The 14,297-nt window shown below is 46.9% G+C and carries 15 protein-coding genes; 7 read left to right on the plus strand and 8 right to left on the minus strand.

The genetic code is table 11. The features are described 5' to 3' along the window. Positions 1–67: 67 nt before the first annotated feature. Positions 68–1,039 carry a cation diffusion facilitator family transporter gene (locus AC1S8V_RS28125; RefSeq protein ID WP_482074601.1) on the plus strand — a complete coding sequence of 324 codons (972 nt, stop codon included), beginning with the start codon at positions 68–70 and terminating at the stop codon, positions 1,037–1,039. A 254-nt stretch (positions 1,040–1,293) separates the two neighbouring features. After that, the gene (locus AC1S8V_RS28130; protein ID WP_036667859.1) at positions 1,294–1,794 is read left to right on the plus strand and encodes a hypothetical protein; all 501 of its coding nucleotides are present in this window, start codon (positions 1,294–1,296) and stop codon (positions 1,792–1,794) included. Positions 1,795–2,128: 334 nt separating this feature from the next. Here the strand turns inward: AC1S8V_RS28130 and AC1S8V_RS28135 are convergent, their stop codons facing one another. The 4 genes from AC1S8V_RS28135 to AC1S8V_RS28150 are packed head-to-tail and all read right to left on the minus strand — an operon-like array spanning position 2,129 to position 5,915. Continuing rightward, the gene (locus AC1S8V_RS28135) at positions 2,129–3,202 is read right to left on the minus strand and encodes an ABC transporter substrate-binding protein (protein ID WP_482071611.1); all 1,074 of its coding nucleotides are present in this window, start codon (positions 3,200–3,202) and stop codon (positions 2,129–2,131) included. Continuing rightward, positions 3,199–4,008, minus strand: a complete 810-nt coding sequence (locus AC1S8V_RS28140; protein WP_215077886.1) for an ABC transporter permease — start codon at positions 4,006–4,008, stop codon at positions 3,199–3,201. The genes AC1S8V_RS28135 and AC1S8V_RS28140 overlap by 4 nt, the downstream gene beginning before the upstream one ends. Beyond that, positions 3,983–4,816 (minus strand): ABC transporter permease, encoded by an 834-nt coding sequence (locus AC1S8V_RS28145; protein ID WP_017691799.1) that lies wholly within the window; start codon positions 4,814–4,816, stop codon positions 3,983–3,985. Before AC1S8V_RS28145 ends, AC1S8V_RS28140 begins: the two co-directional genes overlap by 26 nt. Then, complete coding sequence (locus AC1S8V_RS28150; RefSeq protein ID WP_062836830.1) at positions 4,806–5,915, minus strand: ABC transporter ATP-binding protein; 1,110 nt, start codon at positions 5,913–5,915, stop codon at positions 4,806–4,808. Before AC1S8V_RS28150 ends, AC1S8V_RS28145 begins: the two co-directional genes overlap by 11 nt. 404 nt (positions 5,916–6,319) lie before the next feature. Between AC1S8V_RS28150 and AC1S8V_RS28155 the strand changes: the two genes are divergently transcribed. From AC1S8V_RS28155 to AC1S8V_RS28170, 4 genes are all read left to right on the plus strand, one after another. Next, the gene (locus tag AC1S8V_RS28155; protein WP_482071612.1) at positions 6,320–6,532 is read left to right on the plus strand and encodes a hypothetical protein; all 213 of its coding nucleotides are present in this window, start codon (positions 6,320–6,322) and stop codon (positions 6,530–6,532) included. 196 nt (positions 6,533–6,728) lie between these two features. Continuing rightward, positions 6,729–6,941: a hypothetical protein gene (locus AC1S8V_RS28160; protein WP_482071612.1), complete on the plus strand. Its 213-nt coding sequence runs from the start codon at positions 6,729–6,731 to the stop codon at positions 6,939–6,941. Positions 6,942–7,136: 195 nt separating this feature from the next. After that, positions 7,137–7,349, plus strand: a complete 213-nt coding sequence (locus AC1S8V_RS28165; protein WP_482071613.1) for a hypothetical protein — start codon at positions 7,137–7,139, stop codon at positions 7,347–7,349. A 326-nt stretch (positions 7,350–7,675) separates the two neighbouring features. Continuing rightward, entirely contained in the window at positions 7,676–8,929 is a 1,254-nt protein-coding gene (locus tag AC1S8V_RS28170) for an MFS transporter (protein WP_482071614.1), read from the plus strand. A 51-nt stretch (positions 8,930–8,980) separates the two neighbouring features. Here the strand turns inward: AC1S8V_RS28170 and AC1S8V_RS28175 are convergent, their stop codons facing one another. After that, positions 8,981–10,192 carry a nitric oxide synthase oxygenase gene (locus AC1S8V_RS28175; protein WP_482071615.1) on the minus strand — a complete coding sequence of 404 codons (1,212 nt, stop codon included), beginning with the start codon at positions 10,190–10,192 and terminating at the stop codon, positions 8,981–8,983. Positions 10,193–10,319: 127 nt separating this feature from the next. Continuing rightward, positions 10,320–10,799: a Dps family protein gene (locus AC1S8V_RS28180; RefSeq protein WP_482071616.1), complete on the minus strand. Its 480-nt coding sequence runs from the start codon at positions 10,797–10,799 to the stop codon at positions 10,320–10,322. A gap of 361 nt (positions 10,800–11,160) precedes the next feature. Between AC1S8V_RS28180 and AC1S8V_RS28185 the strand changes: the two genes are divergently transcribed. Further along, entirely contained in the window at positions 11,161–11,523 is a 363-nt protein-coding gene (locus tag AC1S8V_RS28185; protein ID WP_482071617.1) for a cupin, read from the plus strand. A 59-nt stretch (positions 11,524–11,582) separates the two neighbouring features. Here AC1S8V_RS28185 and AC1S8V_RS28190 read toward each other — a convergent pair whose 3' ends face one another. Next, positions 11,583–12,320, minus strand: coding sequence for an HAD family hydrolase (locus AC1S8V_RS28190; protein ID WP_482071618.1), 738 nt, complete (start codon positions 12,318–12,320; stop codon positions 11,583–11,585). Positions 12,321–12,548: 228 nt separating this feature from the next. Beyond that, entirely contained in the window at positions 12,549–14,291 is a 1,743-nt protein-coding gene (locus AC1S8V_RS28195; protein ID WP_482071619.1) for an adenine deaminase C-terminal domain-containing protein, read from the minus strand. Between the last annotated feature and the right edge of the window lie 6 nt (positions 14,292–14,297).

Here is a 14,297-nt window from a genome sequence, read left to right on the forward strand (position 1 = left end):
TTCTACACATCACATTGATCTGGGAGGAACATACGAAGTGGCTGAACAACCGAAGTCTGAGAGCTTTATGTCTCTCGTCAAAAAGGGAAATACATCCTCCGCCGTAGCGATGGCAGGTAATGCTGTACTTGCCGTATGCAAAGGAGGAGCTTTCCTATTCAGTGGCAGTGGTGCCATGTTCGCTTCGGCGATGCATTCATTTGCTGATGCCATTAACCAAGGGTTTGTTTTTGTCGGAAGTGTGCTTTCCGAGAAAAAACCTACACGCCGCTTCCCGACCGGATTCGGACGGGTCATTAACATTTTCTGCATGATCGCGGTTATTGTCGTGACGATTATGGCCTATGAAACCATCCATGAGGGTATCCACCTGCTCCAGCATCCGGCCGGCCATTCCGGGGGTCTCTGGATTAACATCGGTGTGCTCGTTTTGAACATTCTGATCGACGGTGCGATTCTGATCAAAGCCATGAAGGAAATTCTCAAAGAAGCACGCGCACCCAAAGCCGCCGGATTTGCCCTGGTCCCCGCTGCCATCAAAAATGTAGGCCGTGCTGCACCGCCAACCCGTCTCGTATTCTACGAAGATGTTGTGGCTGTACTTGGTGCCCTTCTAGCGTTGATCTCCGTCGTGGTCATTGCCTTAACCAATTTTGCATTGCTTGATGGTATTGTAACGACGATTATTGGATGTTTGATGATCGCTGTAGCCTTCCGTGTCGGTTATGATAATATGATCGGATTGATTGGAGTAGCGGCTCCGCAGGATATTGAGGACAAAGTGTCCCAGACCATTCTGGCAGATACGCACGTTGCTGACATTCAGATGATGCGTATCATTCAGGAAGGTCGTTATTATCATGTGGAAGGTCTGATTGAGTTAACCAAAGGACTCAGTCTTGCCGATGCAGATGACATCAAGTTCCGTATTCAGGAGAAGTTGATGACCGATCCCGACATCGCAGACGCAGCTATCTCCATTATTGAGGATGACGGTGTGAACAGCTGGGACAAGAAACATTCAGATGTAGTGAAATAACGAGCTTCTCATTTTATAAAAAGAATGACAGGACCCACTCTTCAACAGAGTGGGTTTTCAGCATGTTCAAACCACACTCTCATCTAGGGAGTATAGTTTCTCAAACATGCCTACCTAGACTTTGGTCTAGGTTCACTTTAACTCCAAAGACGGAGGATAGACTTTTCCAGTTCATGGTATGCTGTGAATAACGAAAGTAATTGCTTTACACCAACCGTTCGGAAATTGATCTTGTATTGAGAAGGAGAGATATTATGGCTAAACGTACGATCCTTGCGCCTGTTCTCATTTTGCTGGGCGTGTATCTGATTCTGAATCAGGGAGGTTCACTCGGTCCGGGTACGATCTTTGCGACCTTCTGGCCCACGTTATTCGTGATTCCACTCGGTCTGTTCTTCCACTGGCTCTACTTCTCCATGATTGGCAGAGGGGTTGGACTGCTGGTTCCTGGTGGGTTGCTGCTCACCGTTGGTATCGTGTGTCAAATCGCCATGCTGTTCAACAACTGGAGTACGATGTGGCCGGGCTTCATTCTGGCTGTAGCTGTTGGTTTGTTCGAATTGTACTGGTTCGGTGGTCGGAACAAATGGTTGCTGATCCCTATCAACATTCTGACGGTTATATCGCTGTTGTTCTTCGCCGTAATGTCAATTGGCACGATGCTGAGCAGCTTGAGCTTTATCCAGCCGTTCGTGGCCATTGTGCTGATTATGGGTGGGGCGTGGATCATGGTGGGTCGCAAAAAACGCATGTAATCCTTTATTCGTTTCCACTTGATCACTGCGGTGACAGAACAACTTCGGATCGCTGTTATCCCCGGATTTTTTTGAATCCCATCTAGCAATGGGAAAATCCGTTGATAAAGGCGGCCGCTTCGCTTCCTTCGTTTGTTCTGTCCCCTCCGTTAACGTGTACACGAAAAAAATATGACCTTAGCTTTTTGCTCTGAAGCGGGTAACAAAAAAGGGGTGGTGCTCGTCATTTCAGTTGAATGACGAGCACCACCCCTTTTTGTCTTTTTTCCAAATCTAACGAACTGCACACACGCTATTGGGGTTTTTTTTACCCGGTGCATCTCACTCGAACCTCTTATTTGCTGTGCATTTTAAACTCCAGGAACAGGTCGTTATAATGCGATAGCATTTTTTTGCCCAGATTATCGTAGACCTCCAGCTTGCCTGTCAGTGTCTCGTCTGGATAGAAACGTTCATCCTCGGAGATGTCCTCCGGCAGCAGCTTAAGGGCCTCGGCGTTCGGGGTGGAATACCCGACATACTCCGCATTGCGAGCGGCATGATCCGGGTCCAGCATGAAGTTGATAAACTGGTGTGCTCCTTCAATATTAGTCGCCGTCTTTGGAATAACCATATTATCGAACCAGAGGTTCGAACCTTCTTCCGGCACCATGTAATCCAGCTTGTCGTTCTCATCCATAATCTCGGACGCATCCCCGGACCATACAAGTCCAACTGCCGCTTCCTCGTTCGCAAGCAACATCTTGATCTCGTCACCAACAATCGCTCTGACGTTTGGTGTCAGTGTAGACAGCTTCTTCAGGGCTTCTTGCAGATGGTCTTCGTTGGTATCGTTCAGGGAATACCCGAGACTGTTCAGCCCCATGCCAATGACTTCGCGTGCACCGTCAAGAAGCAGGATTTGGTTTTTCAGACGTGGGTCCCACAGGTCATTCCAGCTATCAAATGTCAATCCATCCACCAGCTCAGGATTGTACACAACCCCCACCGTTCCCCAGAAATACGGGATGGAATACTTGTTGCCTTCATCAAAGGACAAGTCCATGAACCGTGGATCTATGTTGTCCAGATGGGTTAATTTGCTATGATCGAGTGGAACGAGCAGGTCTTCCTCTTTCATTTTGCTAATCGCATATTCAGAAGGAATCGCCACATCAAACGTGGTTCCGCCCTGCTCAATCTTGGTCAGCATCGCTTCATTGGAATCAAACGTCTGATAGATGACCTTCATGCCTGTCTCATCCTCAAATTCCTTGAGCAGATCCGGGTCGATATAATCGCCCCAGTTATAGATGGTCAGCGTGTTGCCGCCAGAATACCCCTGACTCTTGTTCAGATACGAAGCCAGAATCATCAGGGCAAACGCGGCCACAAAAACAAGCGCAAATGTCCTTACCAGTTGCTTCATGGACGCAGCCCCTTTCCTCCGGGTGGTATCCGTGTTGCACGGCGGTTAATGAAGTAATATCCAACCACCAGCAGCACCGTGAGCAGGAATAACAGGGTAGACAAAGCATTGATGGACAACGAAACGCCCTGCCTTGCTCTGGAGTATATCTCTACCGAGAGTGTGGAGTATCCATTACCCGTGACAAAGAATGTTACTGCAAAATCATCGAGCGAGTACGTCAACGCCATGAAGAATCCGGCAAAAATACCTGGTTTCACGTATGGTAGCACCACACGCGTCAGAATCTGCCATGATCCAGCGCCCAGATCGCGTGCCGCATCCATCAGTGTTGGACTCATCTCCTGCAGCTTTGGCAGTACCATAATAACGACAATTGGCACACTGAATGCAATATGAGACAGCAGGACCGAAGTGAAACCCAGTTTGATGCCAATCATGGTGAACAGAATCAGGAATGACGCACCAATGATGACATCCGGGCTGACGATCAGCACGTTATTAAGTGACAGCAACGTATTCCTGGTTCGTTTGCGACGCACATGGTAGATCGCCAGTGCCCCTGCTACACCAAGGATCGTTGAGATCGCGGATGACAGCAGTGCAATGATGAATGTATTCAGTACAATGATGAGCAGCCGTGTATCGGCGAACACCTCTCTGTACCATTCAAGCGTGAATCCTTCAAAGCTGCGCATGTGACCGCCACTATTGAAGGAATAGAAGATCAGATACGCAATCGGTGCGTACAAAATGGCGAATACAACGGCCAGATAGACGTTAGACAGCTTTCCGTTTCTTCCCATTACGCACCTCCTTCTTGCCTGATCCGGTCAGGAACATAATAATCGCCATCGCAATAATCAAAAAGACGGCAATCGTTGAACCCATCCCCCAGTCCTGGGTGACGAGAAAATGCTGTTCAATCGCTGTTCCCAGCGTAATTACACGGTTCCCCGCAATGAGGCGGGTAATCATGAACAGAGACAGCGCAGGAATAAAAACAGCCTGACAGCCTGATTTCACCCCGCTAATCGTCAGCGGAAAGATAACCCGGCGGAACGTCAGCCACGATGAGGCCCCCAGATCACGCGCCGCGTAGATCAATGATGGATTCATCTCTTCCAGCGCATTGAAGATCGGCAGGATCATGAATGGAATGAAGATGTACACCGAGACAAAGATAAAACTAAAATCGGTGAACAAAATCTGCTGTGTACCAATACCCACCACTTCTAGCAGGGAGTTGGTCAAGCCGTACGTTCCGAACAGGCCAATGAAGGCATACGCTTTTAGCAAAAGATTGATCCAGCTTGGCAGAATGATCAGCAGCAGCCATAGCTGCTTGTGCTTCGTCCGGGTCAGCATATACGCCGTCGGGTAGGAGATTAGCAGTGAGAACGCCGTAATCAGAAATGCATACCAGAACGAACTGAGCGTCATCTGCAAGTATACCGGCGTGAAGAACCGGGCGTAGTTGCCAAACGTGAAGTTGCCCTCTACATCGAAGAACGAATAATAGATGACCAGCAGAACCGGCGCCACAACGAACAACACCATCCATAATACATATGGAATCAGATACGCATTGCGTGTGCTGGCCTTAGTCTGCATGAGCGGCCTCTTGGTAGGCTTCGAGTCGTTTGTCGAACTCTTCCTCGGTCTCGTTAAAGCGCATGACGTGTACCGCTTCCGGGTCAAAATACAGTCCAATCCGCGCGCCGACAACGGCTTTCTTCGTTGAATGAACAAGCCACTCATTGCCCGCATCATCGTATGTGGATATTTCGTAATGCACCCCACGGAATAACTGGGAGTCTACATTGACCTTGAGCTTGCCCTGTTCTTCGGTTGTAATCTCCAGATCCTCTGGGCGAATGACAATCTCTACCGGCTCGTCCGGCTGGAGACCCTGATCGACACACTCGTGCTGTGCGCCAGCAAATTCCACCACAAAGTCCTGCTTCATTTTGCCTGATACAATGTTCGATTCTCCGATAAAGTCCGCCACAAAGCGGTTAATCGGCTCATCATAGATATCATTCGGTGTACCGCTCTGTTGAATCACGCCGCCATTGAGAACAAAGATCTCATCCGACATCGCCAAGGCCTCTTCCTGATCATGCGTAACAAAAATAAACGTAATACCCAGTCGCTGTTGCAACTCGCGCAGCTCGTACTGCATCTCAGTCCGTAGCTTCAGATCGAGTGCCGAGAGCGGCTCGTCCAGCAGCAGAATCTCGGGTTCGTTTACAATTGCGCGTGCAATCGCAACACGTTGTCGTTGTCCGCCAGACATTTCACCAATTTCACGGTTTTCATAACCGGACAGATTGACGAATTTGAGTGCTTCCAACACTTTGCTGCGAATTTCAGCCGTTTTCATTTTTTTGATCCGCAAACCAAAAGCTACGTTCTCAAACACATTCAAATGTGGAAATAACGCATAATCCTGAAATACGGTATTCACCTGCCGCTGGTGGGCAGGCACTCGGTTGATGAGCGCACCGTTAAAATAAATACTGCCCTGTGTCGGCTCCGCAAAGCCGGCAATCAGCCGCAATATCGTTGTTTTCCCGCAGCCCGATGGGCCAAGAAGCGTATAAAATTTACCCCGCTCAATCTCAAAGCTGACCGCCTTCAATACGGCTTCATCCTGATCGTATTGCTGGGTCACCGCTTCGAAGCGGATAATCGGTTGTTGTTCTGACATGCTTCACATCGCCCCCTTATACTTGAGGTATCCCCCTAATGCCTATTCATTTCACAAGTTACCTTCACTACAAATCCAACCTATTATACACGACTTTATTTGAGTCATGTTTCGGATAACGTAAATTCATACTTTTTTCAGATCAAGAATCTAATTGGAATCTATAATATGTGCAATTTTATATTCTTAAAGAGTCTAGGATACCCCATAGCAACAAAAAGCAACCCTTTATGTAGTTCACCTTCAAATATACTCTATTAAATAACTTTAAACTACAAAAGAACGTCCCATAGGGCGAATCTATCAGGCAATCTATCTGTTTTTTTAAAAGGTAGTCTTATGTACAAGCTAATTATTGATTTGAGAATAGTATAGAGTAGATTGAAAAGAAGGAGGTGTTCAAAATGGCCAATTTCTTATCTCCTCTCTCCCCCAAAAGTAATGCTAAAAACAAAACAAAGGTCGTATCTAAAAACAAAGCAAAAAACAGATCAAGAAACGATGCTGACAACACGACCAAGTCGCGCAACATTCAAAAAACAGTTGTTAACGTAATTGTTCCAGATCATGACAGCAAGGATAAGCATCATCAACATGATTGCAAACGTTTCTGGTAATAGGTGTAATTGACATTACCCGCAGATTATTCTGCGGGTTTTGTTTGCACAGAACTGAAAAACGTGAGCTTTCATTCATCTCATGGGGCGAATCTATCAGGCAATCTATCTGTTTTTTAAAAGGTAGTCTTATGTACAAGCTAATTATTGATTTGAGAATAGTATAGAGTAGATTGAAAAGAAGGAGGTGTTCAAAATGGCCAATTTCTTATCTCCTCTCTCCCCCAAAAGTAATGCTAAAAACAAAACAAAGGTCGTATCTAAAAACAAAGCAAAAAACAGATCAAGAAACGATGCTGACAACACGACCAAGTCGCGCAACATTCAAAAAACAGTTGTTAACGTAATTGTTCCAGATCATGACAGCAAGGATAAGCATCATCAACATGATTGCAAACGTTTCTGGTAATAGGTGTGATTGACATTACCCGCAGATTACTCTGCGGGTTTTTTTTCACAGAACTGAAAAACGTGAGCTTTCATTCATCTCATGAGGCGAATCTATCAGGCAATCTATCTGTTTTTTAAAAGGTAGTCTTATGTACAAGCTAATTATTGATTTGAGAATAGTATAGAGTAGATTGATATTAAGGAGGTGTTCAAAATGGCCAATTTCTTATCTCCTCTCTCCCCCAAAAGTAATGCTAAAAACAAAACAAAGGTCGTATCTAAAAACAAAGCAAAAAACAGATCAAGAAACGATGCTGACAATAAGACCAAGTCGCGCAACATTCAAAAAACAGTTGTTAACGTAATTGTTCCAGATCATGACAGCAAGAATAAGCATCATCAACATGATTGCAGACGTTTCTGGTAATAGGTGTGATTTAACATCGGGGCTGTCCCACAAGTCATAAAAATGACTAGGGACAGCCCCGTTCTTATTATTAGCTCAACCAGATATTACTGGTTGGCCTATATTTATGTTCATTCTAAGAAGGCGGTAGTCGGGAAAACGTCACAGCCTCACCTCTGTATGATTCAGGTATATCCGCAATGGTTTTGATGTAAACGCCATGTGTCATTTCTTCTTATTTTCAAAAATCCTGCATACATTACGGGTATATGTCGATATCTACGCATTTCTTTGGGAAAATGAAGCACATTTGGGATTCCATTTTATGGTGAGAGGAGTCTTGGCTCTTGGATATTCGTCGTAATCTGCCTTTGCTGATGACTGTTTGTTTCCTAAGTCAGATGGGCGGTTTCATGATCCTGCCCCTGTTTCCTTTATTTATTGAGGAATTCGGCCTGTCCGGATGGATGATGGGGGTTATTTTTGCACTCTTTTATGTGGGTAAAGCCCTTGGGGGTATTCCAGCAGCAGCAATTTATAAGAAACTCGGGGGTAAAAGTGCTCTCATCCTCATGCTGTTACTGCTCGCTGTCTGTATGGGTGGCTTCGCGCTGTCTTCTGCTGCGATATTATTCGGTCTGCTCCGGCTGCTGCAAGGGCTCGCTTCCACCGGGCTTACCGTGGTCGTGCGTTCCATCATCGGGGATGGGGGAAGTGTGGACAACCGCGGACTGTACAATGGATATATCAGCAGTAGTGAGGGTGGCGGTATGGTTCTCGGTCCTGTGATTAGTGGCTGGCTCGCATTGCACTGGCCCTTGTCGGTTCCTTTTCTGCTCGTTACAGTATGTTGTCTGATGGCTGTGATCGCTGCGATGGGGATGAAGACGACACATTCGCTATTCTCAACGGATAACATTGCAAGTCATGACACTACCAGTGACTCCCACCCTTTTGCTACATCCACTGCACCTCCTTTATCTTCATCACCGTCTGTTGCAAAGCTTACTCAGGAGGTGTATACAAGGCTCACCCGGCGGCAACAGCTGATTGGCTACGGTACGGTGCATTTTCTGGAGATGAGTGCCTATGCGGTATTCCTCACCTATTTCGCACTGTATGCAGCTCACATCATGCACTGGGACCCCTTTGCAACCAGTCTCGCCTTCACCGTCTCCGGGATCTCTACCCTTGCCGCTGCCCCCTTTGTCGGTTATCTCTCTGACCGGTTAGGCGATCGTCTGTTGCTTTGCATGCTCGGTATGTTCCTAATTGGAATTGAAGTCGTTGTATTTCTAGGCACGTCCTCCCATCTATGGGTCTACGTTGGCATGCTGATTGGCGGGGTTGGCGGTGCATGTTACATGGATTCGTTCTTTGCCCATATTGGTGATCATATCCCGGACGAGAGTCGAAGCTCCGTCATAGGCAAAATTGTCTCTGCGGCTGAGATCGGCTCCATCGTATCTCCATTGGTTGCAGCACTATTGATGGAGGTTGGCTCGCTGTACTCCGTGTTTGTGTTCAATCTTGTGCTGATTGCTGCTGCCATTGTAGTTCAGGCTGTAATGCGCAGTCGGTATCGATTGAAACAGGGGTAGTCCTTCTTTTCGGATAAAAAAGGATCACAAAAAATAACCCGCCTGCACAACTCAGTGTGCAAACGGGCATTTCATTAATGTATCTCTGGCCTGTGGTTGGTGATTCTCTACCTGTGCATTCTGCTGCTCGCTGCTTTGCGACTCTGCAGCAGATGCCACGCCATCTTTCAGGGTATACGCCTGATCCTGACGGAAAAAGTTCGGCTTCACGATCTCATTGCGATAAGAGCTGTGGAAAATATGCGTTGTCGCCGGGGACACTGGCGGAATCAGCCACACCCAATCCCCGGTCAGTTCACGCCCAGCCTTCTCTTCCCGCTGTTCAAACATAGCAAATTGCGCTGCCGCCGTGTGGTGATCCACAATGCTCACGCCTGCCTTCTTGAACGAATGCAGCACAGCCACATTCAGCTCAACCAACGCCCGGTCCTTCCACAATGTCGTTTCACTCGACGTATTCAATCCAAATGCTGCCGCCACCGCAGGCAGCTTGTTATACCGGAACGTGTCCGCCAGATTACGGGCGCCAATCTCGGTACCCATATACCAACCATTGAACGGTGCTGCCGGATAGGATATACCGCCAATCTCCAGTCGCATATCGGCGATCATCGGCACACCATACCAACGCATACCCAGCTCAGCAATCTCCTTCTGCTCCGGGTGCTCAATCATCACTTCCACAATCTCTTCTGCTGGCACAACATACCACTCTGGGGCTTGTCCTTGTGCCTGAATAATAAGCGGTAACACATCATAGGGGCTACCTGCCCCCTGCCAGCCAAGTGACATCGCCGCCTTGGTCAGTTCCACGGAAGCAGGATCTCCAACAATGCCTTGCTCTGTCTCATATCCTGCATAACGAATGAGCTGATGATTCCAAAGTCGTACCGGAGTTCCATTCGGCCCATCGGGTGGAAGAATGGTAATCATCGGAATCACTTTGCCTCCGTTGGATGCCACATGAATATGATTCAACACAGCTTCTGCTGCCGTCCCTGCCGTATCTGCATGACGGGCGTCCACGATTCGCAATTTGTCCCAGAACAGCCGCCCGATGCAACGATTACTGTTCCGCCAAGCCATTTTGCAACCCTGCTCCAATTCATCTGTGGTGTGCACATAGGTACCCGTTACTTCGATTTCTCCCATAACGGCAACAAGCCGGGCCTGCGCGTCTTCACGCGAATAGCCCAGCTCTTCATAACATGTATATATAAACCGTTCAGCTTCCCCCTGCAATTGTTCCAGGTCTGACCGCATTGTTCATTCCACCATTCTGTACATCTTGGATGCCATCATTATACGGCAAGCACACCGGATTTGTAAGCGAACGGACACTTTGTTCACGGACTCTACATATCGTTGTCAGGATGTAGGGTGACCTTGCTTATTTGCCCAGAAATGCGTTTAACATCCAGACCTCTTTATCCATCGCAGCGGTGAATCCAATCAACATATCTTCTGTTGCATTATCTTCCGCTTCTCCTGCTTCGTGAATGCCTTGACGAATCACTTCCACCATCGTGCGCAGATCAGCAACTACCGACTCTACCATACGCTCAGCAGACAGCTGTCCTTGTGCCTCTTCAATCGGAGACAGACGTAGCTGTTCGGCCATGGTTGCTACCGGACGTCCACCAATAGCAAGCAGGCGTTCAGCAACCTCATCCATATTCGCTGTAGCCAAGTTGTACAGTTCTTCGAATTTGGCGTGCAGTGTGAAGAAATGAGGTCCTTGAACATACCAGTGGAAGTTATGCAGTTTCGTGTACAGTACGGACCAGCCTGCAATCTGACGGTTCAGGACATCTTGAAGTGCTGTGGCGTTGTTAGCAAAAGTGTTGTTTCTAGTTTGAATTGTGCTCATGGAATTTATCCCCTCTCGAATATAAAAATAGAATTTGAATGATTGTTATGGATTGCTTTGATTTGTTTATTTTAATTTAGACTTAATCTAAATCTTGTTTTAATTATAACACTGCATTTACTGTTTGGGAAGGCTTTTGCACTATCTTGAAAATGAAGATTCCATGAAGCACAGCTTCATAGAAACGTTGGCACATACAACTAACAAAATGATGAATGTAAGCAAACTGTTCCTAAATTATTGGAGCTATGATAGACTCATCTGATTGGATTATCCATAAATTAGTGAAATAGGATGATACCCATCATAAAGATAGTTACCATTATAGGAAGTTAACTTAGTCACTGTTGCGGAGGTAAACATGAGGATATTTCAATTTAAACAAGAGTCAGGAAAAAAGATTACCAAATTCGAATCTAATTTTGTAATGTCACGTATTACGCAGACCCATAAAGAAGCCCATATAGGATGCATGCACTTGGCTGAGGGTGGAGTAGTAGGTTATCACCAAACTGTGGTTCCTCAACTCCTTTTGATCGTAAGCGGAGAGGGCTGGGTAAGAGGTGAAGCAAATGAATACATCAAAGTGCATTGTGGCGAGGCCGTACTCTGGGATAAAGATGAATGGCACGAAACCAAAACAGAAGCTGGACTCATGGCAATTGTAATTGAAAGCGAAGAGTTAGACACTTCATTATTGATGCCTTTAGAAGTTATTGTATAAAAAAAAGCAGACCTGCACCTAAACCGGTAACAGGACTGCTCCTTTAAACATAAATCTCCTTAAACTCGAACATATTCAAAAGTCAGAATACGGCTGATCTCTTCATAGCTCGATGCTACAAAATGGGGTTGATGATCGGACTCCGGCAGCGCCGCCCGATGGTTGAACCAGATTACTGTCCAGCCTGCATCCACTGCACCTACCACATCGTTACGCCACGAGTCTCCAATGTAATAGCTGGAACGGGCATCTGTCCCGGACTGCTTACTCACATATTCAAACAACCTGCGATCCGGTTTCGCATAACCAGTCATACCGGAGATGAAAATCAGATGCTCGTCCACGAGACTGAGCACATCCAGTGCTTCAAGCTTACGGCGCTGATGCTCTCCTTCTCCATTAGTGATTAGACCAACGGTATGGCCTTCTGCCTGAAGCCTTCTAATCAACTCGTATGCTCCTTCAAAAGGCACAATCTCAAACTGTCTGCTCAAATACTGAGCTTGCAGTTCTTCAGCCTGTCCTGATTGTAGGGGAAGTCCAAACTCCTCCATCGTCAACTCAAACCTCCGACGGCGCATTCGCTCCACCGCATCCGGCTCCGGTACAGCAGACAGATCTTCTTGTGCAGACAACCAGTCACTGTAATAACGAAAACGATGATAGGCCTCATCATAAGCGAAATCATCAGCCAATCCGAGAACGTCCTGCAACGCGCCACGAAGTGGTTGCAAGTGATCATATAAGGTATCATCCACGTCGAAAAATATGGTTTTAGCATCATTCATTTTATCCATAATGGTTGTCTATCCTCCTGCTTTTGCGTCCAAACATTCTCTTCTTACTATATATGTATTCATTTGTCCCGTCCAAAAGAGGATTTCTTGCAGCCCTCTCTAGGTTAAACCATAGCCAAAGACCTCTGTCTGGCAAAGAAGCATTAACAGTCATTCTTATACATAAAAAACACCCCATTTCACAACTCATGGTCATGAAATGGGGTGACGCTCTTTTTTTAATAAACTCTATTCTACAATCAACGATACAACCTTACCTGCATTCACATCAATCAGACCGTGGTCCGTAATTTTCAGCGCTGGACTTACCGCAAGTGAATGGGTGCTGATCGACATGATCGGGTTGTAATGTACATACCCAAGAGACAACATCGCTGCTCTCAGTTCCTTCACTTGATGGGACACCACTGCCAGTGGTTCTTCCGTCAAAATGCCACCTACGGGAAGTTCCAGATGGGACAGCACCTTGCCGTCTTCCACCACACAGAAGCCACCCTGGCTCGAAATTACTGTGTTAGCTGCCAATATCATATCTTCACGATTACGTCCTACAACCAGCAGGTTGTGATTATCGTGCGAATATGTCGTTGCAATGGCGCCGCGTTTGATGGTGTCTCCACCGATCAGACCGTGTGCTCGATTGCCGTTCACGCCATAGCGTTCAAAGGTCGCGATCTGCGCATATCCACTTTCTTCCCACAACAATTCACCATCCGAAGACTGAACCGGTGCAATATGTTCTTCCACAAAAGTAGAACCATCCTTGACCATCATGACACGGCATTGGTGCTCACCTTCATTAGCGAAATCAACCCCTGATCCACTGACTTTTGGATCTGACAACTGAATTGCAAAATCTGCTTGGCCCAGCTTCTCCAACTGCACACTCTTATAGAAGTGAGGTGGGAATTGCCCGATGATCCGTTCCTGCTTATACGGTTCGTAATCGTCATAAGCTTTGCGGCCATTTTTGTACACCTGATCAATAGAGAGATCATGCAAGTTGGATACCAACACATAATCGGCCACTTTACCTGGGGCCACGCTGCCACGATCGGTCATTTTCATCCGGGAAGCAGGGGTAGATGTTGCAGCGTAGATCGCATCTTCCGGACGCATCCCCATCTGAATTGCTTTACGTACGATATGATCCAGATGACCACGCTCCACCAGTGAATCCGGCATCACATCATCCGTAACAAAGCAGAAATGCTGCGCCACATCATGTTGAATCAGGTACTCCATGACTTCCGGGGTCATCGATTTCTCCTGAATTTCAATAAACATACCTGCCGCAATCCGCGCCTGTAACCCCTCAATGCTCTGATGGGTATGATCGGAATCGATACCTGCGTAGATCAGTCGATGCAGATCGAGTCCAAGCAGTTTCGGTGTATGACCTTCTATCACCAGATCGGGATAGTTTTTGCGGATATGCTGTAGAATCTGGTTTGTCTTGCATTCCGGATCACGGATGACATCGACATAGTTCATGATCTCGCCCAGACAGATGATCTCGCCAGTGGCGAGCAACACGTCCATATCTTCGATCTCAATCGAACCACCTGTTGTCTCCATCGGGGTTGCCGGAACGGAGCTTGGGATCGCATAGAACATGTCCACCGTCGTCTCTCGACTCACAGCCATCATCTCCTGCACACCTTCCAGCCCAAACACATTTGCCATCTCATGCGGTTCAGCTACAATGGACGTTACTCCACAGCCAATCAGACCATGGGAAAAGGTTTCCGGTGTCACCATTGTACTTTCGATATGCAGATGGATATCGATCAAGCCAGGAATCATGTATCTTCCTCGCGCATCGATGACTTCATCTGCTTGAATCATCTCCGGTCCGCCGGGTCCAACATACAGGAATTTGCCGCCCAATACAGCGACGTTGTTCATTTCAAACCGTTTATAATAACTGTTATACACATGTACATTCACAATCAGTTGATCTGCACGCATGGGGCA

It is taken from the genome of Paenibacillus sp. B46(2026) (assembly GCF_056786355.1).

Excerpts from the sequence above, each read along its gene's own strand:
- AC1S8V_RS28165 (WP_482071613.1), top strand. The coding sequence starts at position 7,137 with ATGGCCAATTTCTTATCTCCTCTCTCCCCCAAAAGTAATGCTAAAAAC.
- AC1S8V_RS28190 (WP_482071618.1), bottom strand. The coding sequence starts at position 12,320 with ATGGATAAAATGAATGATGCTAAAACCATATTTTTCGACGTGGATGAT.
- AC1S8V_RS28125 (WP_482074601.1), top strand. The coding sequence starts at position 68 with ATGTCTCTCGTCAAAAAGGGAAATACATCCTCCGCCGTAGCGATGGCA.
- AC1S8V_RS28175 (WP_482071615.1), bottom strand. The coding sequence starts at position 10,192 with ATGCGGTCAGACCTGGAACAATTGCAGGGGGAAGCTGAACGGTTTATA.
- AC1S8V_RS28140 (WP_215077886.1), bottom strand. The coding sequence starts at position 4,008 with ATGGGAAGAAACGGAAAGCTGTCTAACGTCTATCTGGCCGTTGTATTC.
- AC1S8V_RS28155 (WP_482071612.1), top strand. The coding sequence starts at position 6,320 with ATGGCCAATTTCTTATCTCCTCTCTCCCCCAAAAGTAATGCTAAAAAC.
- AC1S8V_RS28185 (WP_482071617.1), top strand. The coding sequence starts at position 11,161 with ATGAGGATATTTCAATTTAAACAAGAGTCAGGAAAAAAGATTACCAAA.
- AC1S8V_RS28195 (WP_482071619.1), bottom strand. The coding sequence starts at position 14,291 with ATGCGTGCAGATCAACTGATTGTGAATGTACATGTGTATAACAGTTAT.
- AC1S8V_RS28135 (WP_482071611.1), bottom strand. The coding sequence starts at position 3,202 with ATGAAGCAACTGGTAAGGACATTTGCGCTTGTTTTTGTGGCCGCGTTT.
- AC1S8V_RS28150 (WP_062836830.1), bottom strand. The coding sequence starts at position 5,915 with ATGTCAGAACAACAACCGATTATCCGCTTCGAAGCGGTGACCCAGCAA.
- AC1S8V_RS28180 (WP_482071616.1), bottom strand. The coding sequence starts at position 10,799 with ATGAGCACAATTCAAACTAGAAACAACACTTTTGCTAACAACGCCACA.
- AC1S8V_RS28160 (WP_482071612.1), top strand. The coding sequence starts at position 6,729 with ATGGCCAATTTCTTATCTCCTCTCTCCCCCAAAAGTAATGCTAAAAAC.
- AC1S8V_RS28145 (WP_017691799.1), bottom strand. The coding sequence starts at position 4,816 with ATGCAGACTAAGGCCAGCACACGCAATGCGTATCTGATTCCATATGTA.
- AC1S8V_RS28130 (WP_036667859.1), top strand. The coding sequence starts at position 1,294 with ATGGCTAAACGTACGATCCTTGCGCCTGTTCTCATTTTGCTGGGCGTG.